General features: G+C 60.0%; 19 protein-coding genes. 8 read left to right on the top strand and 11 right to left on the bottom strand.

What is annotated here, in order from left to right; translation table 11 throughout:
• Positions 1-58 precede the first annotated feature (58 nt).
• On the bottom strand, positions 59-1,372 hold the full coding sequence (locus AB4Y85_RS01920; RefSeq protein ID WP_441983155.1) for an OmpP1/FadL family transporter: 1,314 nt from the start codon (positions 1,370-1,372) through the stop codon (positions 59-61).
• 382 nt (positions 1,373-1,754) lie between these two features.
• On the opposite strand from AB4Y85_RS01920, the gene AB4Y85_RS01925 reads away from it, so the two are divergent.
• Entirely contained in the window at positions 1,755-2,639 is an 885-nt protein-coding gene (locus tag AB4Y85_RS01925; RefSeq protein ID WP_441983156.1) for a fumarylacetoacetate hydrolase family protein, read from the top strand.
• 119 nt (positions 2,640-2,758) lie between these two features.
• Here AB4Y85_RS01925 and argC read toward each other — a convergent pair whose 3' ends face one another.
• The 3 genes from argC to rplM form a co-directional block, all read right to left on the bottom strand.
• Entirely contained in the window at positions 2,759-3,727 is a 969-nt protein-coding gene (gene argC, locus AB4Y85_RS01930; RefSeq protein WP_441983157.1) for an N-acetyl-gamma-glutamyl-phosphate reductase, read from the bottom strand.
• 122 nt (positions 3,728-3,849) lie between these two features.
• Complete coding sequence (gene rpsI / locus AB4Y85_RS01935; protein ID WP_441983158.1) at positions 3,850-4,326, bottom strand: 30S ribosomal protein S9; 477 nt, start codon at positions 4,324-4,326, stop codon at positions 3,850-3,852.
• Positions 4,327-4,329: 3 nt separating this feature from the next.
• Positions 4,330-4,794: a 50S ribosomal protein L13 gene (rplM, locus tag AB4Y85_RS01940; RefSeq protein WP_441983159.1), complete on the bottom strand. Its 465-nt coding sequence runs from the start codon at positions 4,792-4,794 to the stop codon at positions 4,330-4,332.
• Between the two features lie 282 nt (positions 4,795-5,076).
• Here rplM and AB4Y85_RS01945 point away from each other — a divergent pair, with 282 nt between their 5' ends.
• Positions 5,077-5,706: a glutathione S-transferase family protein gene (locus AB4Y85_RS01945; RefSeq protein ID WP_441983160.1), complete on the top strand. Its 630-nt coding sequence runs from the start codon at positions 5,077-5,079 to the stop codon at positions 5,704-5,706.
• Positions 5,707-5,711: 5 nt separating this feature from the next.
• Here the strand turns inward: AB4Y85_RS01945 and AB4Y85_RS01950 are convergent, their stop codons facing one another.
• Positions 5,712-6,152: a PaaI family thioesterase gene (locus AB4Y85_RS01950; RefSeq protein ID WP_441983161.1), complete on the bottom strand. Its 441-nt coding sequence runs from the start codon at positions 6,150-6,152 to the stop codon at positions 5,712-5,714.
• Positions 6,153-6,203: 51 nt separating this feature from the next.
• Here AB4Y85_RS01950 and AB4Y85_RS01955 point away from each other — a divergent pair, with 51 nt between their 5' ends.
• Entirely contained in the window at positions 6,204-6,728 is a 525-nt protein-coding gene (locus tag AB4Y85_RS01955; RefSeq protein WP_441983162.1) for a CoA-binding protein, read from the top strand.
• Between the two features lie 262 nt (positions 6,729-6,990).
• Complete coding sequence (locus tag AB4Y85_RS01960; protein ID WP_441983163.1) at positions 6,991-8,274, top strand: O-acetylhomoserine aminocarboxypropyltransferase; 1,284 nt, start codon at positions 6,991-6,993, stop codon at positions 8,272-8,274.
• 184 nt (positions 8,275-8,458) lie between these two features.
• Here the strand turns inward: AB4Y85_RS01960 and AB4Y85_RS01965 are convergent, their stop codons facing one another.
• Positions 8,459-9,130, bottom strand: coding sequence for an AAA family ATPase (locus AB4Y85_RS01965; RefSeq protein ID WP_441983164.1), 672 nt, complete (start codon positions 9,128-9,130; stop codon positions 8,459-8,461).
• Positions 9,131-9,456: 326 nt separating this feature from the next.
• Here AB4Y85_RS01965 and AB4Y85_RS01970 point away from each other — a divergent pair, with 326 nt between their 5' ends.
• Complete coding sequence (locus tag AB4Y85_RS01970; RefSeq protein ID WP_441983165.1) at positions 9,457-9,867, top strand: DUF1236 domain-containing protein; 411 nt, start codon at positions 9,457-9,459, stop codon at positions 9,865-9,867.
• Positions 9,868-9,922: 55 nt separating this feature from the next.
• Here the strand turns inward: AB4Y85_RS01970 and AB4Y85_RS01975 are convergent, their stop codons facing one another.
• The gene (locus tag AB4Y85_RS01975) at positions 9,923-10,963 is read right to left on the bottom strand and encodes a COX15/CtaA family protein (protein ID WP_441983232.1); all 1,041 of its coding nucleotides are present in this window, start codon (positions 10,961-10,963) and stop codon (positions 9,923-9,925) included.
• A 151-nt stretch (positions 10,964-11,114) separates the two neighbouring features.
• Between AB4Y85_RS01975 and AB4Y85_RS01980 the strand changes: the two genes are divergently transcribed.
• On the top strand, positions 11,115-11,324 hold the full coding sequence (locus AB4Y85_RS01980; protein WP_441983166.1) for a DUF2842 domain-containing protein: 210 nt from the start codon (positions 11,115-11,117) through the stop codon (positions 11,322-11,324).
• 360 nt (positions 11,325-11,684) lie between these two features.
• Here the strand turns inward: AB4Y85_RS01980 and AB4Y85_RS01985 are convergent, their stop codons facing one another.
• From AB4Y85_RS01985 to AB4Y85_RS02000, 4 genes are all read right to left on the bottom strand, one after another.
• Positions 11,685-12,068 (bottom strand): hypothetical protein, encoded by a 384-nt coding sequence (locus tag AB4Y85_RS01985; protein WP_441983167.1) that lies wholly within the window; start codon positions 12,066-12,068, stop codon positions 11,685-11,687.
• 151 nt (positions 12,069-12,219) lie between these two features.
• Positions 12,220-13,263: a response regulator gene (locus AB4Y85_RS01990; protein ID WP_441983168.1), complete on the bottom strand. Its 1,044-nt coding sequence runs from the start codon at positions 13,261-13,263 to the stop codon at positions 12,220-12,222.
• A 14-nt stretch (positions 13,264-13,277) separates the two neighbouring features.
• Complete coding sequence (locus tag AB4Y85_RS01995) at positions 13,278-15,422, bottom strand: PAS domain-containing sensor histidine kinase (RefSeq protein ID WP_441983169.1); 2,145 nt, start codon at positions 15,420-15,422, stop codon at positions 13,278-13,280.
• A gap of 2 nt (positions 15,423-15,424) precedes the next feature.
• On the bottom strand, positions 15,425-15,931 hold the full coding sequence (locus AB4Y85_RS02000) for a molybdopterin-dependent oxidoreductase (protein ID WP_441983170.1): 507 nt from the start codon (positions 15,929-15,931) through the stop codon (positions 15,425-15,427).
• A 190-nt stretch (positions 15,932-16,121) separates the two neighbouring features.
• On the opposite strand from AB4Y85_RS02000, the gene AB4Y85_RS02005 reads away from it, so the two are divergent.
• Together AB4Y85_RS02005 and AB4Y85_RS02010 are read left to right on the top strand one after the other, a co-directional pair.
• The gene (locus AB4Y85_RS02005; protein WP_441983171.1) at positions 16,122-16,544 is read left to right on the top strand and encodes a BA14K family protein; all 423 of its coding nucleotides are present in this window, start codon (positions 16,122-16,124) and stop codon (positions 16,542-16,544) included.
• A 153-nt stretch (positions 16,545-16,697) separates the two neighbouring features.
• Complete coding sequence (locus tag AB4Y85_RS02010) at positions 16,698-16,973, top strand: hypothetical protein (RefSeq protein ID WP_441983172.1); 276 nt, start codon at positions 16,698-16,700, stop codon at positions 16,971-16,973.
• Positions 16,974-16,977 lie beyond the last annotated feature (4 nt).

Here is a 16,977-nt window from a genome sequence, read left to right on the forward strand (position 1 = left end):
AAACAAAAAGAAAAGGCCGGCGAAGTCGCCGGCCTTTTCATATCCAATCCTGAACGGATCAGTACTTGCGGACGATCGGGGCCGGGATGGCCTTGGCCGGGTTGTCCCAGCGGTACTTGACCGAAGCCGAGATGATATCGACGCTGGCGTCCACATCGGCAGCGAACACTGCGCCGCGGAAGCTCGGATGGCCGGGGCGGATATCGATATCGGTGTTGCCGACCGTGAACAGATGGCTGTAGGCCACGTCGAACGAAAGCTGTTCACTCCAGTTGTAGGTGGCGCCGAGAGAGAGCCACACGCGATCTGAATCGGGCAGGCGCGGGCTGCGGTTCTCGACGTCGATCGGCGAGATTTCGTAGCCGACGCCGGCGCGCACGGTCCAGGCCGGATTGATGGTATACTCGCCGCCTACCGAGAAGAACCAGCCGTCATTGTATTCGAGCGGCAGCGTCGGCGAAGCGGCCAGGAGAGTCCCGGTGAGTCCGTTATAGACACGCGGCGAGCCGAGGCGGCTCCAGTTGGTCCACTCGACGGTGCCGTGCAGCGAGAACGCATCCGTCACCTGCTGGCTGATGCCGACCGAAACGGACTCAGGCAGAACCACGCGCGATTTGATCGGAACGCCGGCGTACTGGAACTCGCCTTCCAGATCCTGCTGGACGGCGGAGCGGAAGCCGATACCGATGGAGGTGCCGGCAGCCGGCGTCAGGGTCGCGCCGAGCGAGTAGCCAATGCCCCAGCTGTCGCCCTCGAGGCCGGCGCTCGGAGCGAACGGCGACGGGAAGACCGGCGACGGGCCGATGGCCGAGAAATAGCGGACCTTTAAGTACTGAGCACGGATACCCGCACCGACGGACAGCCAGTCATTCACCTTGTAGGCGATGGTGGGCTGCGCCTCTAACGAGAAGACCGAGGTGGTGCGCGCGTAGAGCTGGCCGCCCCAGATGTAATTGGGCTTCGTCGCAAGGCCATAAGGCGCGCCGGTCGCCAGACCGACCCACAGACGGTCGTTGATCTGATAGCTGACGTAGCTGGACGGCACGACCGCATCGAGACCGATATCGCCCGAGCCGCCGAGAGCGGAAAGGCCCGCCGGGAGCGTGAAGGTAGGCGAGATCTCGGAGCGCGGAATGACCGCGGCGACATGCGCTTCAGCCTGAAGACCGAACTGGAACGTCATCGTAGCCGGGTTCCAGTACATGGATGAGACGTCGCCCGAGCCGGAGGCCGCGCCTGCGAAGGACATGCCCTGCGCCGTCGTGCTCTGCTCGCGGAGACCGAAGGCACCGGCCTGGGCGCCGCCCTGAGCAGCAATGAGAGCCGCCAATGAGATTGCGGCGAGGGACAAATGACGGTTGAAACGGCTCATGAAAGCTTCCTACCCTTATTTTCCATTGTCGCGGGAATCCCGCGTTGGGCATCACTGTGCCAATGCTCCTTTTTTGCCGCAATCGCCCATTGAACCAATGCCCCGACACACGCGCGACGGACGCAGGGCGTCATCTGCTAGAGAATACTTTCGCTGAGCATGGGATTGTTCCAAAGTTACTGTGCAATGCATTTAGTTTAGATGTAAACGAATGTATTAAGCCGGCTTGGATAGGCTTATTCTTTCAACTCTCCGCGACATGGCCGGCCTGATGATTTGTGTGGGCTCGTGGCAAAACAGCAACATATTCGCGGCTAGAACATGCAGTGTTGGCAAGCAGCTTCGAGCCAAATAGAAACGTGCCGTTACGAGAGGAGTCGCTATGAAGCTGGTGAGATTTGGGGAAGAGGGACGCGAGAGGCCTGGACTGGTCGATTCTCAGGGGCAGATCAGGGACCTGTCAGGCATTGTCCCCGATATTGTCGGCGCAACCCTGCTGCCAGACAGCCTTGCCCGCCTGCGCGGCCTCGACATCGCGACGCTCTCGCTCGTCCCTGCCGGCCAGCGTCTCGGCGCCTGCATCGGTCAGGTTCGGAACTTCATCGCCATAGGCTTGAACTATGCCGACCACGCCGCTGAAACCGGCGCGCCGATTCCGGCAGAGCCCATCATCTTCAACAAGGCGCCGTCCTGCATCGTCGGTCCGAACGACGACGTGGTCATCCCGCGCGGTTCGCAAAAGACGGATTGGGAGGTGGAGCTTGCCATCGTAATCGGTGAGCGCGCTTCCTATGTAGGGGCGAACGAGGCCATGGATTTCGTGGCGGGCTACTGCGTCTGCAACGACGTCTCCGAGCGCGAATTCCAGATGGAGCGCGGCGGCACCTGGACGAAGGGCAAGGGCTGCCCGACCTTCGGCCCGCTTGGCCCCTGGTTCGTGACCAAGGACGAGATCCCCGATCCGCAGAACCTGTCCATGTGGCTCGACGTGAACGGCGAACGCATGCAGATGGGCTCGACCAAGACGATGATCTTCAACGTGGCGCAGATCGTCTCTTACGTCTCCCACTTCATGATCCTGGAGCCCGGCGACGTGATCACCACCGGCACGCCACCCGGCGTCGGCATGGGGAAGAAGCCCCCGCGCTATCTGCGCGCGGGCGACGTCATGACATTGGGCATCGAAGGCCTCGGCGAGCAGCGCCAACGCCTCGTGGCTTTCGAGGACAACCCGCAGGACACGAGCCGCGGACGCAAGGGTCAGTGATTGAAGTCTTAGACCATTACGTCATGGCCGGGCTCGTCCCGGCCATCCCGATTGGAAGGGCACTTTGCTTCAATACATCGGGATCACCGGCACAGGGCCGGTGATGACGCGAGGGGTTATTACTGCAATCCCAGCATCAGCTGGATATTCTGAACCGCCGCGCCGGACGCACCTTTGCCGAGATTGTCGAGGCGCGCGACCAGCACCGCGTGATTGTAGCTGTCGTGCTGGAACACGAAGAGTTCCAAGCGGTCGGTGTCGTTCAGTGCTTCGGGCTCGATGCGCTCGATCTTCTTGCCCTCGGAAATCGTCGGCACGACGCTGACGAGGCCGCCGACTTGATACCAGTCCATCAGCGCTTTCTCGAGATCCTTGGCCTTCGGCTTGCCGGGCAGCATGTCGAGATGCAATGGGATGCTCACCAGCATGCCTTGCCGGAAATTGCCGACGGAGGGAATGAAGATCGGGCGGCGCGTCAGGCCCGTATATTTCTGCAGCTCGGGCACATGCTTATGCTCGAAGCCGAGCCCGTAGAGCTCGAAGGACGGCGCCGTGCCGGCCTCATAGGCCTCGATCATGGAACGCCCGCCGCCGCTATAGCCGCTGACCGCGTTCACGCTGATCGGGTAATCGGTGGGAACGAGCCCCGCATCGACCAGCGGGCGCAGGAGCGCGATGGCGCCGGTCGGATAGCAGCCGGGATTGGCGACCCGCTCGGCGGAAGCCACGGCCTGCTTCTGGGACGAAGACAGTTCCGCGAAGCCGTATTCCCAGCCGGGCGCGACGCGATGCGCCGTGCTGGCATCGAGGATTTTCGGCTTCTTGCCGCTCAGGCCGTCGACGAGGCCCACCGTCTCCCGGGCGGCATCGTCGTGAAGGCAGAGCACGACGAGATCGATATCCGCCAGGATTTCCCGCTTCGCCTCCGGATCCTTGCGGCGCTCGGGGTCGATGCTGCGGATCGTGACACCGGCCACATCCTCCAGACGCTCACGGATGCCGAGGCCCGTGGTGCCGGCCTCTCCGTCGATGAACACGGTCTTGGCCTGCTGGCCGAGAGCCGAGGAGTTCTGGGTCATCGTTGTCATGGTCGATCCGTCCACCTGTGGGGCGTCTATGGCTTGAAGCCGCATAGCGCCAATATGGTTCACAGAAAACAAAAAAGGCGGCCCGAGAGCCGCCCTTTTCGAAATGATAGCCTTGAAAGCGATTAGCGCTTCGAGAACTGGAAGCTGCGGCGGGCTTTCTTCTTGCCGTACTTCTTACGCTCGACGACACGCGAATCGCGGGTCAGGAAGCCTTCCTTCTTGAGCGGGCCGCGAAGCTCCGGCTCATAGTAGGTCAGCGCCTTGGAGATGCCGTGACGGACTGCACCGGCCTGGCCGGAGAGGCCGCCGCCGTTGACGTTCACAACGATGTCGTACTGGCCTTCGCGCTGAACGATCTGCAGCGGCTGCGACAGGATCAGGCGGAGTACCGGACGAGCGAAGTAAACTTCGACGGAACGGTCGTTGATGACGATCTTGCCGGAACCAGGCTTGATCCACACACGGGCGACAGCGTCCTTACGCTTGCCGGTGGCGTAAGCACGACCCAGGGAGTCGAGCTTCTGGACATGCTTCGGAGCTTCCGGAGCGGCGGTCTGGGGGTTGGTGCCCAGATCGGCGAGAGACTGAAGGGTCGCCATGGATTAGGCCCTCACATTCTTGCTGTTGAGGGCAGCGACGTCCAGCACTTCCGGCTGCTGAGCAGTATGCGGATGCTCAGCGCCGCCGTAGACGCGCAGGTTGCCCAGGATCTGGCGGAAAAGCGGACCGCGGGGGAGCATACGCTCCACAGCCTTCTCGACCACGCGCTCGGGGAAGCGGCCTTCGAGAATGAAGCGCGCGGTGCGCTCCTTGATGCCGCCCGGATAACCGGTGTGATGGTAGTACACCTTCTGCTCGCGCTTGCGGCCGGTGAACACCACCTTGTCGGCGTTGATGACGATAACATTGTCGCCGCAGTCGACGTGGGGCGTGTAGCTTGGCTTATGCTTGCCACGAAGGCGCATCGCCACAACCGAAGCAAGGCGGCCTACAACAAGGCCCTTCGCGTCGATCACAACCCACTTCTTCTCGACCTCGGCGGGCTTCAACGAAGTCGTAGTCTTCATTGCGCTGATTCCCGTTGAGAGCCCCACCGGGCTCAGGTTCTGAAAAACGACAAACCGCCGCGAAATGCGGCGGCGAGTGAGAGGATGTATAATTGTATATGAGCATATTAGTCAACACCCTTCAGCACGCTCGCAAAAGCATAAAACATCAGAAAAATCATAAACTTAAATGCACATGGTATCTAAATACCGCATCTGTGGTATTATAAGACCACATCAATTTGCCCAACTCTCCGACCAAGGCTATCGTGCCCTACTCTGGCTCTTTCACGAGGCTCAACCATGACCGACGATCTCATCTTCTACACCAACCCTATGTCGCGCGGGCGGATCGTCAGGTGGATGCTTGAAGAGGTCGGCCAGCCTTATACAACCGAGATCCTGGAATTCGGCGCCTCCATGAAGAGCCCGGACTACAGAGCCTTCAACCCCATGGGAAAGGTGCCGACGATCATCCATAAAGGCACAGTCGTCACGGAAGCCTCCGCGATCTGCGCCTATCTGGCCGATGCGTTCCCAGAAGCGGGCCTTGCCCCACCGCCCGGCGATTCCCAACGTGGTCCTTATTATCGTTGGATGTTCTTTGCCGCCGGTCCCATGGAGGCTGCGCTCAGCAATGCCGCTCTCGGCTTCACCGTGCCGGAGGAGCGTCAGCGCATGATCGGTTATGGCAGTACCGAGGATGTGGTGAGCGCCTTGGAGTATGCCGTCACGCAATCCGAATACATTGCAGGAGACCGCTTCACGGCGGCCGATGTCTATGTCGGCTCGCAGATCGGCTGGGGCATGATGTTCGGCACCCTCGAAAAGCGCCCGGCCTTCGAAGCCTATTGGAAGCGCATCGCCTCCCGTCCGGCGGCTATCCGTGCGCGGGAGATCGATGATGCGTTGGTCGCGTCCCAGAAGAAGTAACCGACCTATCGGCGTTCCGGAATGGAATAGGTCCCGGTCGCATGACAGACCATGTCGGGGTTGCCTTCGGAGTAGATCGAGACCTCTCCTACGGCGAGTCGCTTGCCGAGCTTCAGGAGCCGGCAATCGGCGATCAGGCCGCGCGGCTCAGGCTTTCTCAGGAAATTGAAGTTGAGGCTCGTGGTGACGGCAAGCGCCACCGGGCCGATATGGGCAAGGATTACGGCGTATAGGCCGAGATCGGCGAGAGCCATCATGGAAGGGCCGGAAAGCGTTCCGCCGGGTCTGAGGTGGCGCTCGTGATAATCCATGCGCATCCGCGCGAAGAGCGGCCCGATTTCGTCCACGTGGTAGGTCCGCCCGCCCACATGCATCTGCGGAAACTCCCGGTCGAGGAAGGCGGTGAGATCGTCCTTCGTCATGATCGGCTGATGGTCGAATGCCATGGATGCGCAAAGCCCGTTGAACTGCCCTGCCCTATCCCATACGTTCCCTCCATGGATCACGACAATTACCCGAACGAATACATCCGCAGCATCCTCAACAGCGTGAAGACGATCGCTCTGGTCGGTGCCTCCGCGAATCCCGCGCGCCCGAGTTGGATCGTCATCAAGTACCTGCTGGACCGAGGTTACGACGTCATTCCGGTCAATCCGGGCCTCGCGGGCACCGAGCTTCTGGGCAAGAAGGTGTATGCCTCTCTCGCAGAGATTCCCGGCCCCATCGACATGGTCGAAATCTTCCGCAACTCGGAGGCCGCAGGCCCGATCACCGACGAGGCGCTCGCCCTCGATCCGCTGCCGAAGGTGCTCTGGATGCAGCTTTCCGTGCGCAACGACGAGGCTGCAGCGAGAGCCGAAGCCAAGGGCCTCCAGGTCGTCATGGACCGCTGCCCGAAGATCGAATTCGGCCGTTTCTCGGGCGAGATTTCCTGGCAGGGCGTGAACTCGCGGATGCTCAGCGCGAAGAAGCCGGTTCTCTCCGGTAAGGGCTTCCAGAAGCTAGGGCTGAATCGGTCTTAACCCACCCGTCACGGCCATCGACGTGTTCCACCGCCCTAGCCCTCATCCTGAGGGGATTGCGTTAGCAATCCGTCTCGAAGGACAAGGGCAGCTCCTTAGGATGGGGTCGATGGGGCAGGAACGAAGGCGTGGGGCACCGGCACAGGCCCGGCAGGGGCACGCAACCCTTGCAAACCCAGGTTTAAACTCAAGCCCTCCTTGACCGGACGAACGTTTCGTTCTTTATAGAGAACAAGACTGCAGCCCTAGAGGAAAGCCTGATATGTCCGACCGTCTGCCCGGTTTCAACACCCTTGCCATTCACGCGGGCGCTGCCCCCGACGCCGCCACCGGCGCTCGTGCGACGCCAATTTATCAGACGACATCCTTCGTGTTCGATGACGTGGATCATGCGGCCTCGCTTTTCGGCTTGCAGGCTTTCGGAAACATCTATTCCCGCATCGGCAACCCGACCAATGCCGTTCTGGAAGAGCGCGTTGCGGCTCTTGAAGGCGGCACGGCGGCTCTGGCCGTCGCTTCAGGCCATGCGGCTGAATTTCTGACCTTCCACACGCTGCTTCAGCCGGGCGACGAGTTCATTGCAGCCAAGAAGCTCTATGGCGGCTCGATCAACCAGTTCAATCATGCTTACAAGAACTTTGGCTGGAACGTGGTGTGGGCCGACTCGGACGACCCGTCATCTTTCGAAGCCGCCATTACGCCGCGCACCAAGGCGATCTTCGTCGAATCCATTGCCAATCCGGGCGGTGTGATCGTCGATCTTCAGGCGATTGCCGCCATTGCCAAGAAGCACCGCATTCCGTTCATCGTCGATAACACGATGGCGTCTCCCTACCTGATCCGTCCCTTCGAGCATGGGGCAGACATCATCGTTCACTCGGCCACCAAGTTTCTTGGCGGTCATGGCAATTCCGTTGGCGGCCTGATCGTGGATGGCGGCTCGTTCAACTTCGCGGGCGACGATCGCTACCCGATGCTCTCCAAGCCGCGTCCGGAATATGGCGGCATGGTGCTGGGCGAGACTTTCGGCAATTTCGGCTTCGCCATCGCCTGCCGCGTACTGGGCCTGCGCGATCTCGGTCCCGCACTCTCGCCCTTCAACGCCTTCCTGCTGCTCAACGGCATCGAGACCCTGCCGCTGCGCATGCAGCGCCATTCGGACAACGCGCTCACCGTCGCAGAACATCTGCAGGGCCACGACAAGGTGTCCTGGGTCAGCTATCCGGGCCTGCGCTCGGACCGCTACCACAACCTCGCCAAGCAATACTGCCCCAAGGGCGCAGGCGCAGTGTTCACCTTCGGTCTGAAGGGCGGTTATGAGGCGGGCGTAAAGCTGGTCTCGAACCTGAAGCTGTTCTCGCACCTCGCCAATATCGGCGACACCCGCTCGTTGATCATTCACCCGGCCTCCACCACTCACCGCCAGCTGACAGACGAGCAGAAGACGCAAGCCGGAGCAGGCCCGGAAGTGGTGCGCCTGTCGATTGGTCTCGAAGATACGCCGGACCTGATAGACGATCTCAACCAGGCGCTGGATGCGGCTTAAGCTCTCCGAACGTTTCCATGTCATGGCCCGGGCTTGGTCCTGGCCATCCCGATCGGAAGAGCTCTGCGCTCCAAGTAATCGGGATCACCGGCACAAGGCCGATGATGACGTGAGAGAACATAATAGACAAAACAAAAAGGGCGGCTCGCGAGCCGCCCTATTCATGAACTCATAGAGGCTTCGATCACGCAGCGCGCGTGCCGGCCTTCTTGTAGGTGTTGTGGATGGCGTTGAGCGAACGCTCGAGAGCCGTCCAGAGACGGCCGATCTCTTCGGCGCCCTGCGAATGCGGCTTGTACTCCATCGCGCCCTCACCCGTGGCGAGTGCCAGCGTCAGCTCGGGGCGGTGGGTGATCTGGCCGGCCCAGACGGGAACCTGCAGAGCGTTCAAAGCGCCACGTGCATCGGACACGACCGGGTCTTCCTTGTCGCCGTGCTTGATCGGAGCGGCGTTGATCACAGCCGCGTAGGGCTTGCGCATCTCGCGGGCGAACTGAACCGTGTCCTGAAGCGCCGCGATGTCGAAGAGGCTCGCGCGGGTCGGGATGATTACGAGAGTAGCTTGCTTGATCGCATCGGCCACGATGGGCGACTTGTTCGGCGGCGTATCGACGAGAACCCACTCATAGCCGTCACGCTTGGCCTGCTTGATCGCTTCGCCAATGTCGCGCACGTTGTGCCGGATGCCGAGGTGCTCCTGATCACGAATCTTGTGCCAAAGCGTCAGCGAACCCTGCGGGTCGTTGTCGATCAGCAACGTCCGACGGGACGGGTTGGCAATATAGCTCGCCAGATGAGCAGCGAGCGTGCTCTTGCCCGAACCACCCTTCCGCGAAGCAAAGACCAGCACATTCATGCCTAACTCCTCATAAGCCTATTTGCGACAGCCCGCCGCGCTTCAGTTAACGCGAGCTTAATAATGTTCATCTGTACCAGAGCAAGACCCGATTTCCTAATTGCAGCTCGTATCACTCTGTGAATATCCCCAAGCTTGACGCGGGAAATCCGCGTTTAGAGGCTTGTAATGCGAACTGCGAAAGAACCCTCGATCAATGCTGAGCAACGCTCGCGATACAAGGTAATTATTCTTCAAAGCCTTATTTTGCAACTTTCTATCATTGTCGGAACCACCTTCTTGCGAGGCCGTTAAGCTCCCGACCTTCGCTATTTAGGAGCTTACAAATGACTAAGAAAATTCTCATTGCAGGCGCCGTACTCGCTGCCCTGGCCCCGGCTGCCGCATTCGCTCAGAGCAATGGCGGCGCCGCTGCCGGTGCAGCAACCGGTGCCGTGGGCGGCGCTATCGTCGGCGGTCCGATCGGCGCTGCGGTCGGCGGCGTGACGGGTGCTATCGTCGGCGGCCTCGCCGGTGACGCCCAGCCCCGCTTCCAGCAGTATGTGGTGACCCAGAACGTGCCGTCCTACCGCTACCAGGAAGAGGTCCGCGTGGGCGCCGTGCTCCCCTCCTCCGGCGTGCAGTATTATGAGGTCCCGTCCGAATACGGCGTGACCCAGTATCGCTACACGGTGGTCAACGACACCCCGGTTCTGGTCGATCCCGGCACTCGCCGCATCGTCCAAGTCGTCCGCTAATCCGGCGGAATGGCTTGAATGGAAAGGGTGGCCTCAGGGCCACCCTTTTCGTTTATCAGACGAGGCTTAAGCGAGCATGCGTGACACCCATGGCAAGCACGGCCATGGCGAAGACCTGATGCGCAAGCCCGGCCCAGAGCGGCACGGTGAGAAGCAGCGTCACGATACCGAGAACCATCTGCGCAAGGACAAGCGCCGCCATACGGGTGGCGCGGCGAGCGGCACCAGAAGCCGGAGCCTGTCGGCGCATGGACCATGCATGCCACACGGCAATGGCCACGAGGGCATAGGCCAGCATGCGATGGTTGAACTGGACCAGCACGACATTGTCGACGAAGTTTTCGATCCAGGGCTTCACCACGAACAGAGCCGAAGCCGGCGGAACGAACTGCCCGTCCATCAGCGGCCATGTGTTGTAGGTCAGGCCGGCCTTTGACCCGGCGACGAGCCCGCCGAGCGCGATCTGCCCCAGGATAAGGCCGACGAGAATGCGCGGCGCGTAGCCGGTGTTCGCCTCCGGCGCAGATGCCGAGCGATCCTTTAAGCTTGAGGCGACCCAGACGAGGCAGGCCAGAATGATGCTTGCAACGGTCAGGTGCAGGGCAAGCTTGATGGGGGCCACCGCCGTCATGCCGGGTTCAAGGCCCGAGGCCACCATGATCCACCCGATGGCGCCCTGAAGACCGCCGAGGGCACCGATTCCAAGGAGTGTAAGCGCAAGGCGCCCACTGACCCTGCCTCGCAGCCAGAACCAGACCAGCGGCAGGAAGAAAACGAACCCGAGAAGACGTCCGAACTGCCGGTGTCCCCATTCCCAGGCATAGATGAACTTGAACTCGGACAGGCTCATGCCTTTGTTCACGAGTTCATACTGAGAGATCTGCCGGTACTTCTCGAATTCGGCCAGCCAAGCTTGTTCGGAGAGGGGCGGAATCGCGCCGGTGACCGGCTTCCATTCGGTGATCGAGAGGCCAGAACCCGTCAGCCGCGTTGCGCCGCCGACCGAAACCATGAGCACGACAAGGACCGCGAGGGTATAGATCCAGATAAGGACGGGAGTCTGGGTCTGGACTTGAGGCAGCCGCTCCAGCGGCATGCCCTGGGTGGAGGCTGCGACAGCCATGCTCGTCCTCATCATCGATTTGGGCTTGAACCCGGGATATGGCCTGTCACATAGAGGCTAAGCAGGGTTGAGGCAATCAATGCCAGTGCCGCACCGGAATGCAGAGCAGTGAAAGGATCATGAAATGAGCACGCGTATTCGCAAGCTGATCGGCACGGTGGTGATGCTGGTCTTCATCTTCACCTACGCCCTCTTCGCCATGGCTGTTGCCGAAGGCCGCATCACGCAGGCRCCAAAGCTTCTCCAGACTGTCGCCTATATCGTGCTCGGCCTGATCTGGATCGTTCCGCTGATGCCGCTGGTTCGCTGGATGGCGAAGCCGGACAGGGGTTAAGCGCCGCCGATTCCCGCGACAATCTTTCCGGTCCCACCACAATTCGGGCAGGCAGCCATTCCTATGCGCCCGGCGCCCTTGCATTCAGGACAGATACTCTCGCCCGTTCCCGGCGTCCCGGGCTTGGCCTGATCGCCACGATTGGGCTTATCGGAAGCTACAAGTTTGCGCGGCGTATCGTTCATGGCCGGTCTCCCGTTAAAGCATCGTGCGCAAAAGTGGACCCGGTTTTGCGCGGGAACGATGCTCTCATTCAGAGCGATGCTGTAGAGGCACGAGCGATCAACGCAGCAATGGAATCGAGGTTTCTGCGATTACCCAAAAGAAAAGGCCCGCTTCAAGCGGGCCCTCCCATGCGCCTTAGCGGCAAACCTGACGGTCGCGGTATTCCCAGCCCCAGCCCGGAACCCACTCGCGGTAACGTTCCGTCGAGCAGCGCTCCACGTAGACCCGGCGGGCCGGGCGCTCATACACGACCGGAGCCTCTTCCACATAGACGCGACGCGTCGGCGGAGGGGGCGGCGGGGGAGCCACGTAAACGGGAGCCGGAGCCGCATAAGCAGGCTGCTGCGCGACCGTGGCGCCAACGATGGTGCCGACTGCGAGGCCGCCCAGCACACCGACAGCAGCGGCAGCTCCAGGAGACATGCCGCGATCACGGGCGGCGGCCGGCTGGGCAGCTGCCAGACCGGAAGCCAGCATCATTACGGCGGCAGCCCCCGAGAAGAATTTGTTGGCCTTCATGGATCGTCACCTATGACAGGAGGGAGACTTCCATTCTCCCCTTCTTGTCCGTGACCATAGCCAAGCAAACCTGTCTGGACCCTAAACAGAATGTGGCAACGCTTGGGCCGAACCTTGTTTCGCTGGCAATGGTGAGCAGAGTCTTAACGGCTCAGTCGCCGGATGTTCTCAGCGGAACCGAGAGCAGCACACGCACCAGATCGGCCTGACGATTCGTCTCCGTCTTCCTGAAGAGATTCTTGAGATGGAAGACAACTGTCGTCTGCGCCACCTCCAGCTCCTCGGCGATCTGGTCGAGGCGCTTGCCATCGATCAGCATGAGGGCGACGCGCGTCTCTGACGGCGTGAGGTTGTAGAGCCGCACGAGCGTATCGCCGGAGATCTTGGTGCGCTGCTCCGTATCGATCACGAGCAGCACCACCGCATCGGGCCGATCATCCGTGGAGAATCGCTGACCGGGAACCAGAACGAGATAGGGCCGCCCACCTGAATTACGCGGGAAGGACACGATCTCGTCGAGCTCCTCCTCCTCGAAAGCTTTCTCGATGGCCTGATGCAGCTTGGCGGTCTGCTTCGAGGCAGTGCCCTTCAGGATGCCCTGAAAGACGCCAAGCCCGTCGTTCTCGCCGACAATACGCTCGGCCTCTTTGTTCATGAGGCGCACGGAGCCGTTCTCATCGACGATGACGACGCCGACAAGGAAGCGGTCGAAGGCGAAGGTGGCTTTGTAGAGCGCTTCAACGGTGCGCCCGCGGGAAGATTTCAGAATCTCCTGCCAGGCCTCTTCGGCGCGGCTGACCGCGCTCGTCTGCACGCGAGCGACCTGATTCAGGCGGGCCGCGATAGTGGCCAGCAGAATCTCGTAGTCGATCGGCTTGACGAGGTAATCGTCGGCGCCAGCCTGTTTGCCAACGAGCACATCGTTCCGCTCGGCCAACGCCGTGAGGAAGATGAAGGGCACGTCGGCCATGTTGCCCTGCTCCCGCAGCGCCTTCAGCACGTCGTAACCGCCGAGGCCCGGCATGGTGATATCGCAAAGAACGAGATCGGGACGCTCGTTCTCAAGCAGCCTCAGGGCATCTGAGCCGTTGGATGCCTGAAGAACGCGATAGCCCGCCGCATCGAGTTCCTCGGCGATGTCCGTCCGGAGATCGTCTTCATCTTCGACGCACAAGATCGTTTTTTGAGCACTCATATGTTTTCAGTCACTCATGCAGCTTGCTGCGCGTGGTCGACATTGGATAACGGCAAGTCGAACGTAAACAAAGACCCTCCAGCCTCGAAACTCTCAACCTGAATATCGCCGCCGTGTAAATGCATAATTCTCTGCGCGAAGTTCAGGCCGATCCCTGTACCTGCGATTCCCGATGCCGTGCGGGCACGGTAGAAACGGTCAAAGATCTTGGGCAGTTCGTCCGCGGGAATACCGATTCCCCAATCTCGTATGGAGCAATATGCGCGGGCGCCGTCCATCCAGACTTTGATTTCCACAACGGGCTTCTCTCCCGAATATTTGATCGCATTGGATAAAAGATTGATGACGACCTGTTCGATAAGCATGCTGTCGCAATAGACGCGTACGGGGGTATCCGGCACTTGGAAACGAATATCCGCATGGGAATTCAGCTCGCTTTGGCGCTCGCTGATATCCATGACGAGATTGAGGAGGTTACAATCCTCCGGGTTCAGCTCGATGCGACCGGCATCGAGCTTGGCGGCATTGAGCACACTTTCCACAAGACGCGTCAGCCGGCTGCCGGCATTCCTGATCTTCTGCACGCGCGATGAAAGCTCGTCCTGGGTGAGACTAGTCCCACGCCTCAGGATGCGCTGGGCACTCGAATCGAGGATGGCCAGAGGAGTCCGGAACTGGTGAGAGACCATGGAAACGAAGTTGCGGTAGGCATTCGTCGTCTCACGTTCCCGCTCGAGAGCGGATTGCAGAGCGTTCGCGACCTGTTTGTAGCCCGTGATGTCGGTAAGGCGCACGAAGATCGTCGCACCGTCGGCCTTCGTGACGGACAGCCTCGCCCAGGTATCCTTCTTGATCAGGAGATCCATTTCGATCTCCTCGAACGGCGGCTCGGCGGCCAAGAGGCGGGTATCGGCACCCTCGCACATGGCGAAGCAGCGCAGGAAGACCGGAAGACTCATTTCTTCCCAGCACCACAGGGCTACCGGAGCGGCGGCCCAAATCTGATCGTTGGCGAAAAGGAGTTTTCCAGTCCAGTCGAAGGCGGCAAAGCCCTCGGAAGCGGATTCGATAGCGGCGATCAGGCGGCGTTCCGCCTGACGCAGGGCGGCCGTACGCTGAAGAATCTTGATTTCGAGGTCGAAATTCTGACGTTCGGCCCGCTTGCGGGCGAGCCATTGCTCCGTCACATCGCGCACGAAAGCGATGCCGAGCTTGCGCTGTGCCATAGAAACCGGGAAGAAGTTGACTTCGAGGCAGCGCTCCTGTCCATCCGCAGAGAAAGCCTCGTCCTCGAAAGTCGAGCTTGTGCCTTCGATAGCCTGATTGAGCGAGTGGACCACATCGTATTTCGCGAAAAGCAAATCGAGATCCTGAAGGTTGCGACCGATAGCCTGATCAGACTTGACCGTCAGCATTCCTTCCATGCCGGGGTTCCACAACAGGCATTGCAGGGTCTCGTCGAACATAACGATACCCTGGTTGCGGATATTGTTGATGACAAGATCCGACAGTTCCTGCTCCTGGCGCAGCAACTGCTTGGCTTGGCTGGTCTCCTGGATGCCTTTGAACAGGCGCATGATCAGGAATATCGCACTCAGGATGATGCCGAGGATAAAGGCGAAGCTCTCGAACACGATGCGGAGATACATAGACCGCCTCGCAGCGCCCTCCGCCCGATTGAGGGTGACAACCTTATTGGCTAGATCGCGTAAAACATAAGACAGATCATGCACTTGAGCCCGCAGTCGGTCGACCTCCTGCGGATCGAGAGGCCTCTGCAGAAGCGGCTCCGCCATAATGATCTGCAAGTAGACTTGCTTGAGGTCTCCAAGCAAGCCGATACGGTTGATGACGTAAGCCTGATCTCCCTCCAGCAGAGACCCGAGTCGGCTGATCAGGATCGTGAAGCGGAAGCTTGGTGTCTGTTCTTCATCCAATATGGCTTGGCTCGATGTTGCACGGGCAAGGCTTTCCGCCAGCAACACGGCCTCGAACTGTGTTTGCGAAATCATCCAGAGATTGCTGTGAGTATCCTCACTGCGCAGATCCCGTTCGACCTCGATCAGACGCGACACGGCAAAGGCTAAGCAGCCAATAAGGATCATCATCGCCAGTAGCGTGATGATACCTCCATTGCGGCTTTGCGTGATAAGCTTCATAATTACTCGACGTTTAACTTATTGAGCTGCCACACCCAGCGGGAATCATAGACTGGGTCCTTGAGGACCGCATGCTGATCGCGCGGGTAGACTATCCATAAAGGTCCTTTGTCGCGGGCGGTCAGAGTCGTCCCATTTTTTTTCATGGCCAGGATCAAATCGAAAGCCAGATCATCCCACGGAATGACGATTTCATAGCTGTTGAGTGCGGTCGCGCGTAGCGCATGCCCATTTGCTCCGACCCTTTCAAGAACAGCTCGCAGCGGCACACCTTCGAAGCGTTGAACTCCATCAGAGAATGCAGACCCTGTTTCGATGGATTTTTGTCCTAGATTTTCCAGCATTTCCCTATCGAACTTAGCTTGTCCTGGCCCATTGGTTTGCTCAATATTCCCTGACACGGTCAGTAGAACAGGCCCCTTGGGTATGGGAAGCGGCTCGGCTGCGTGAGAATGACTCACGATCCCGATTGCAATGGCAAGAATTCCAAGCAACGTGACGCAGCGCATAGGTGGCCTCGAAGATATAGATTATAATAGAACACCTATTATTGAATGAGATCAAAATGGAAATCCAGCGATTCTCTTAAAAAAGGCGAGGCCTGGAAAAACCTATGTCAAAGCTTGGCTGGTAACGTTAAAGTGCGTGCCCTAAAAGCATAATCTGGATATTTGCATAATCGCAACTCAGGAGCTTCATATGCGCATACTTGTCGCTGGCATGGCTGCCGCCGCCACCCTGGCAATGGCAGTTCCTGCCGATGCAAACCCTCTGCAGAGCCGCCCGCTGCCCTCAGTGGAGCAAGCCTATCCCAATGAATCCTACGCTCAATATTATTATCGCCGCGGCTATGGCCCGCGCCCCTATTACGGCCGCCGCGGCTATTACTACCGTGACAATGGCGGTGCCGCCGTGGCCGCCGGCGTTGCCGGCCTCGCCGCTGGAGCCCTGATCGCCGGAGCCATCGCCAACCAGCCCCAGGCAGCCGCTGCCCCGCCGCCGCCCGGAACGGTCAGCCCCGAGGTCGCCGCCTATTGCGCCCGCAAGTACCGCTCCTACGATCCAAGGTCAGGTACCTTCCTTGCTAATAACGGTATGAGATACGTCTGCACCTATCCGTAAAAGATCCGGCCTGACAATTCTCAGCCCCGCCGTGCCACGTACGGCGGGGCTTTGCTTTTCGAAGCTGGAAGCAACCTTTACCTGCAGCGGAAGCGCCATAGAATTTCGAAAAGACGCGTTCCCCCTCGGACATCGAATGGAGAGTACATCCCCATGGCCCTTCCCCCGGACAGCACCGGCACCTTCATCCCCCCGAACGAAGCGGCCATCGTGACGGCAAGCAACATGACCGAGCTGGAGCTCGTCATGCCGGATATGGGCGACGAAGACCTGCCTGAGATCGCCATCTTCCTGGTGGCCTGCGCCATGCGTTTTCACAGCGACCCCGGCTTCGTGCAGGAGCAACTGGAATGGCTCGTTCGGATGCACGACACGGAAGTGGACGAAGGCATGAAGCCGGACGAACTGAACTCGGCCAATGACGGCTGAGCCG

It is taken from the genome of Microvirga sp. 2YAF29, assembly GCF_052114605.1.
Lineage (GTDB): Bacteria > Pseudomonadota > Alphaproteobacteria > Rhizobiales > Beijerinckiaceae > Microvirga.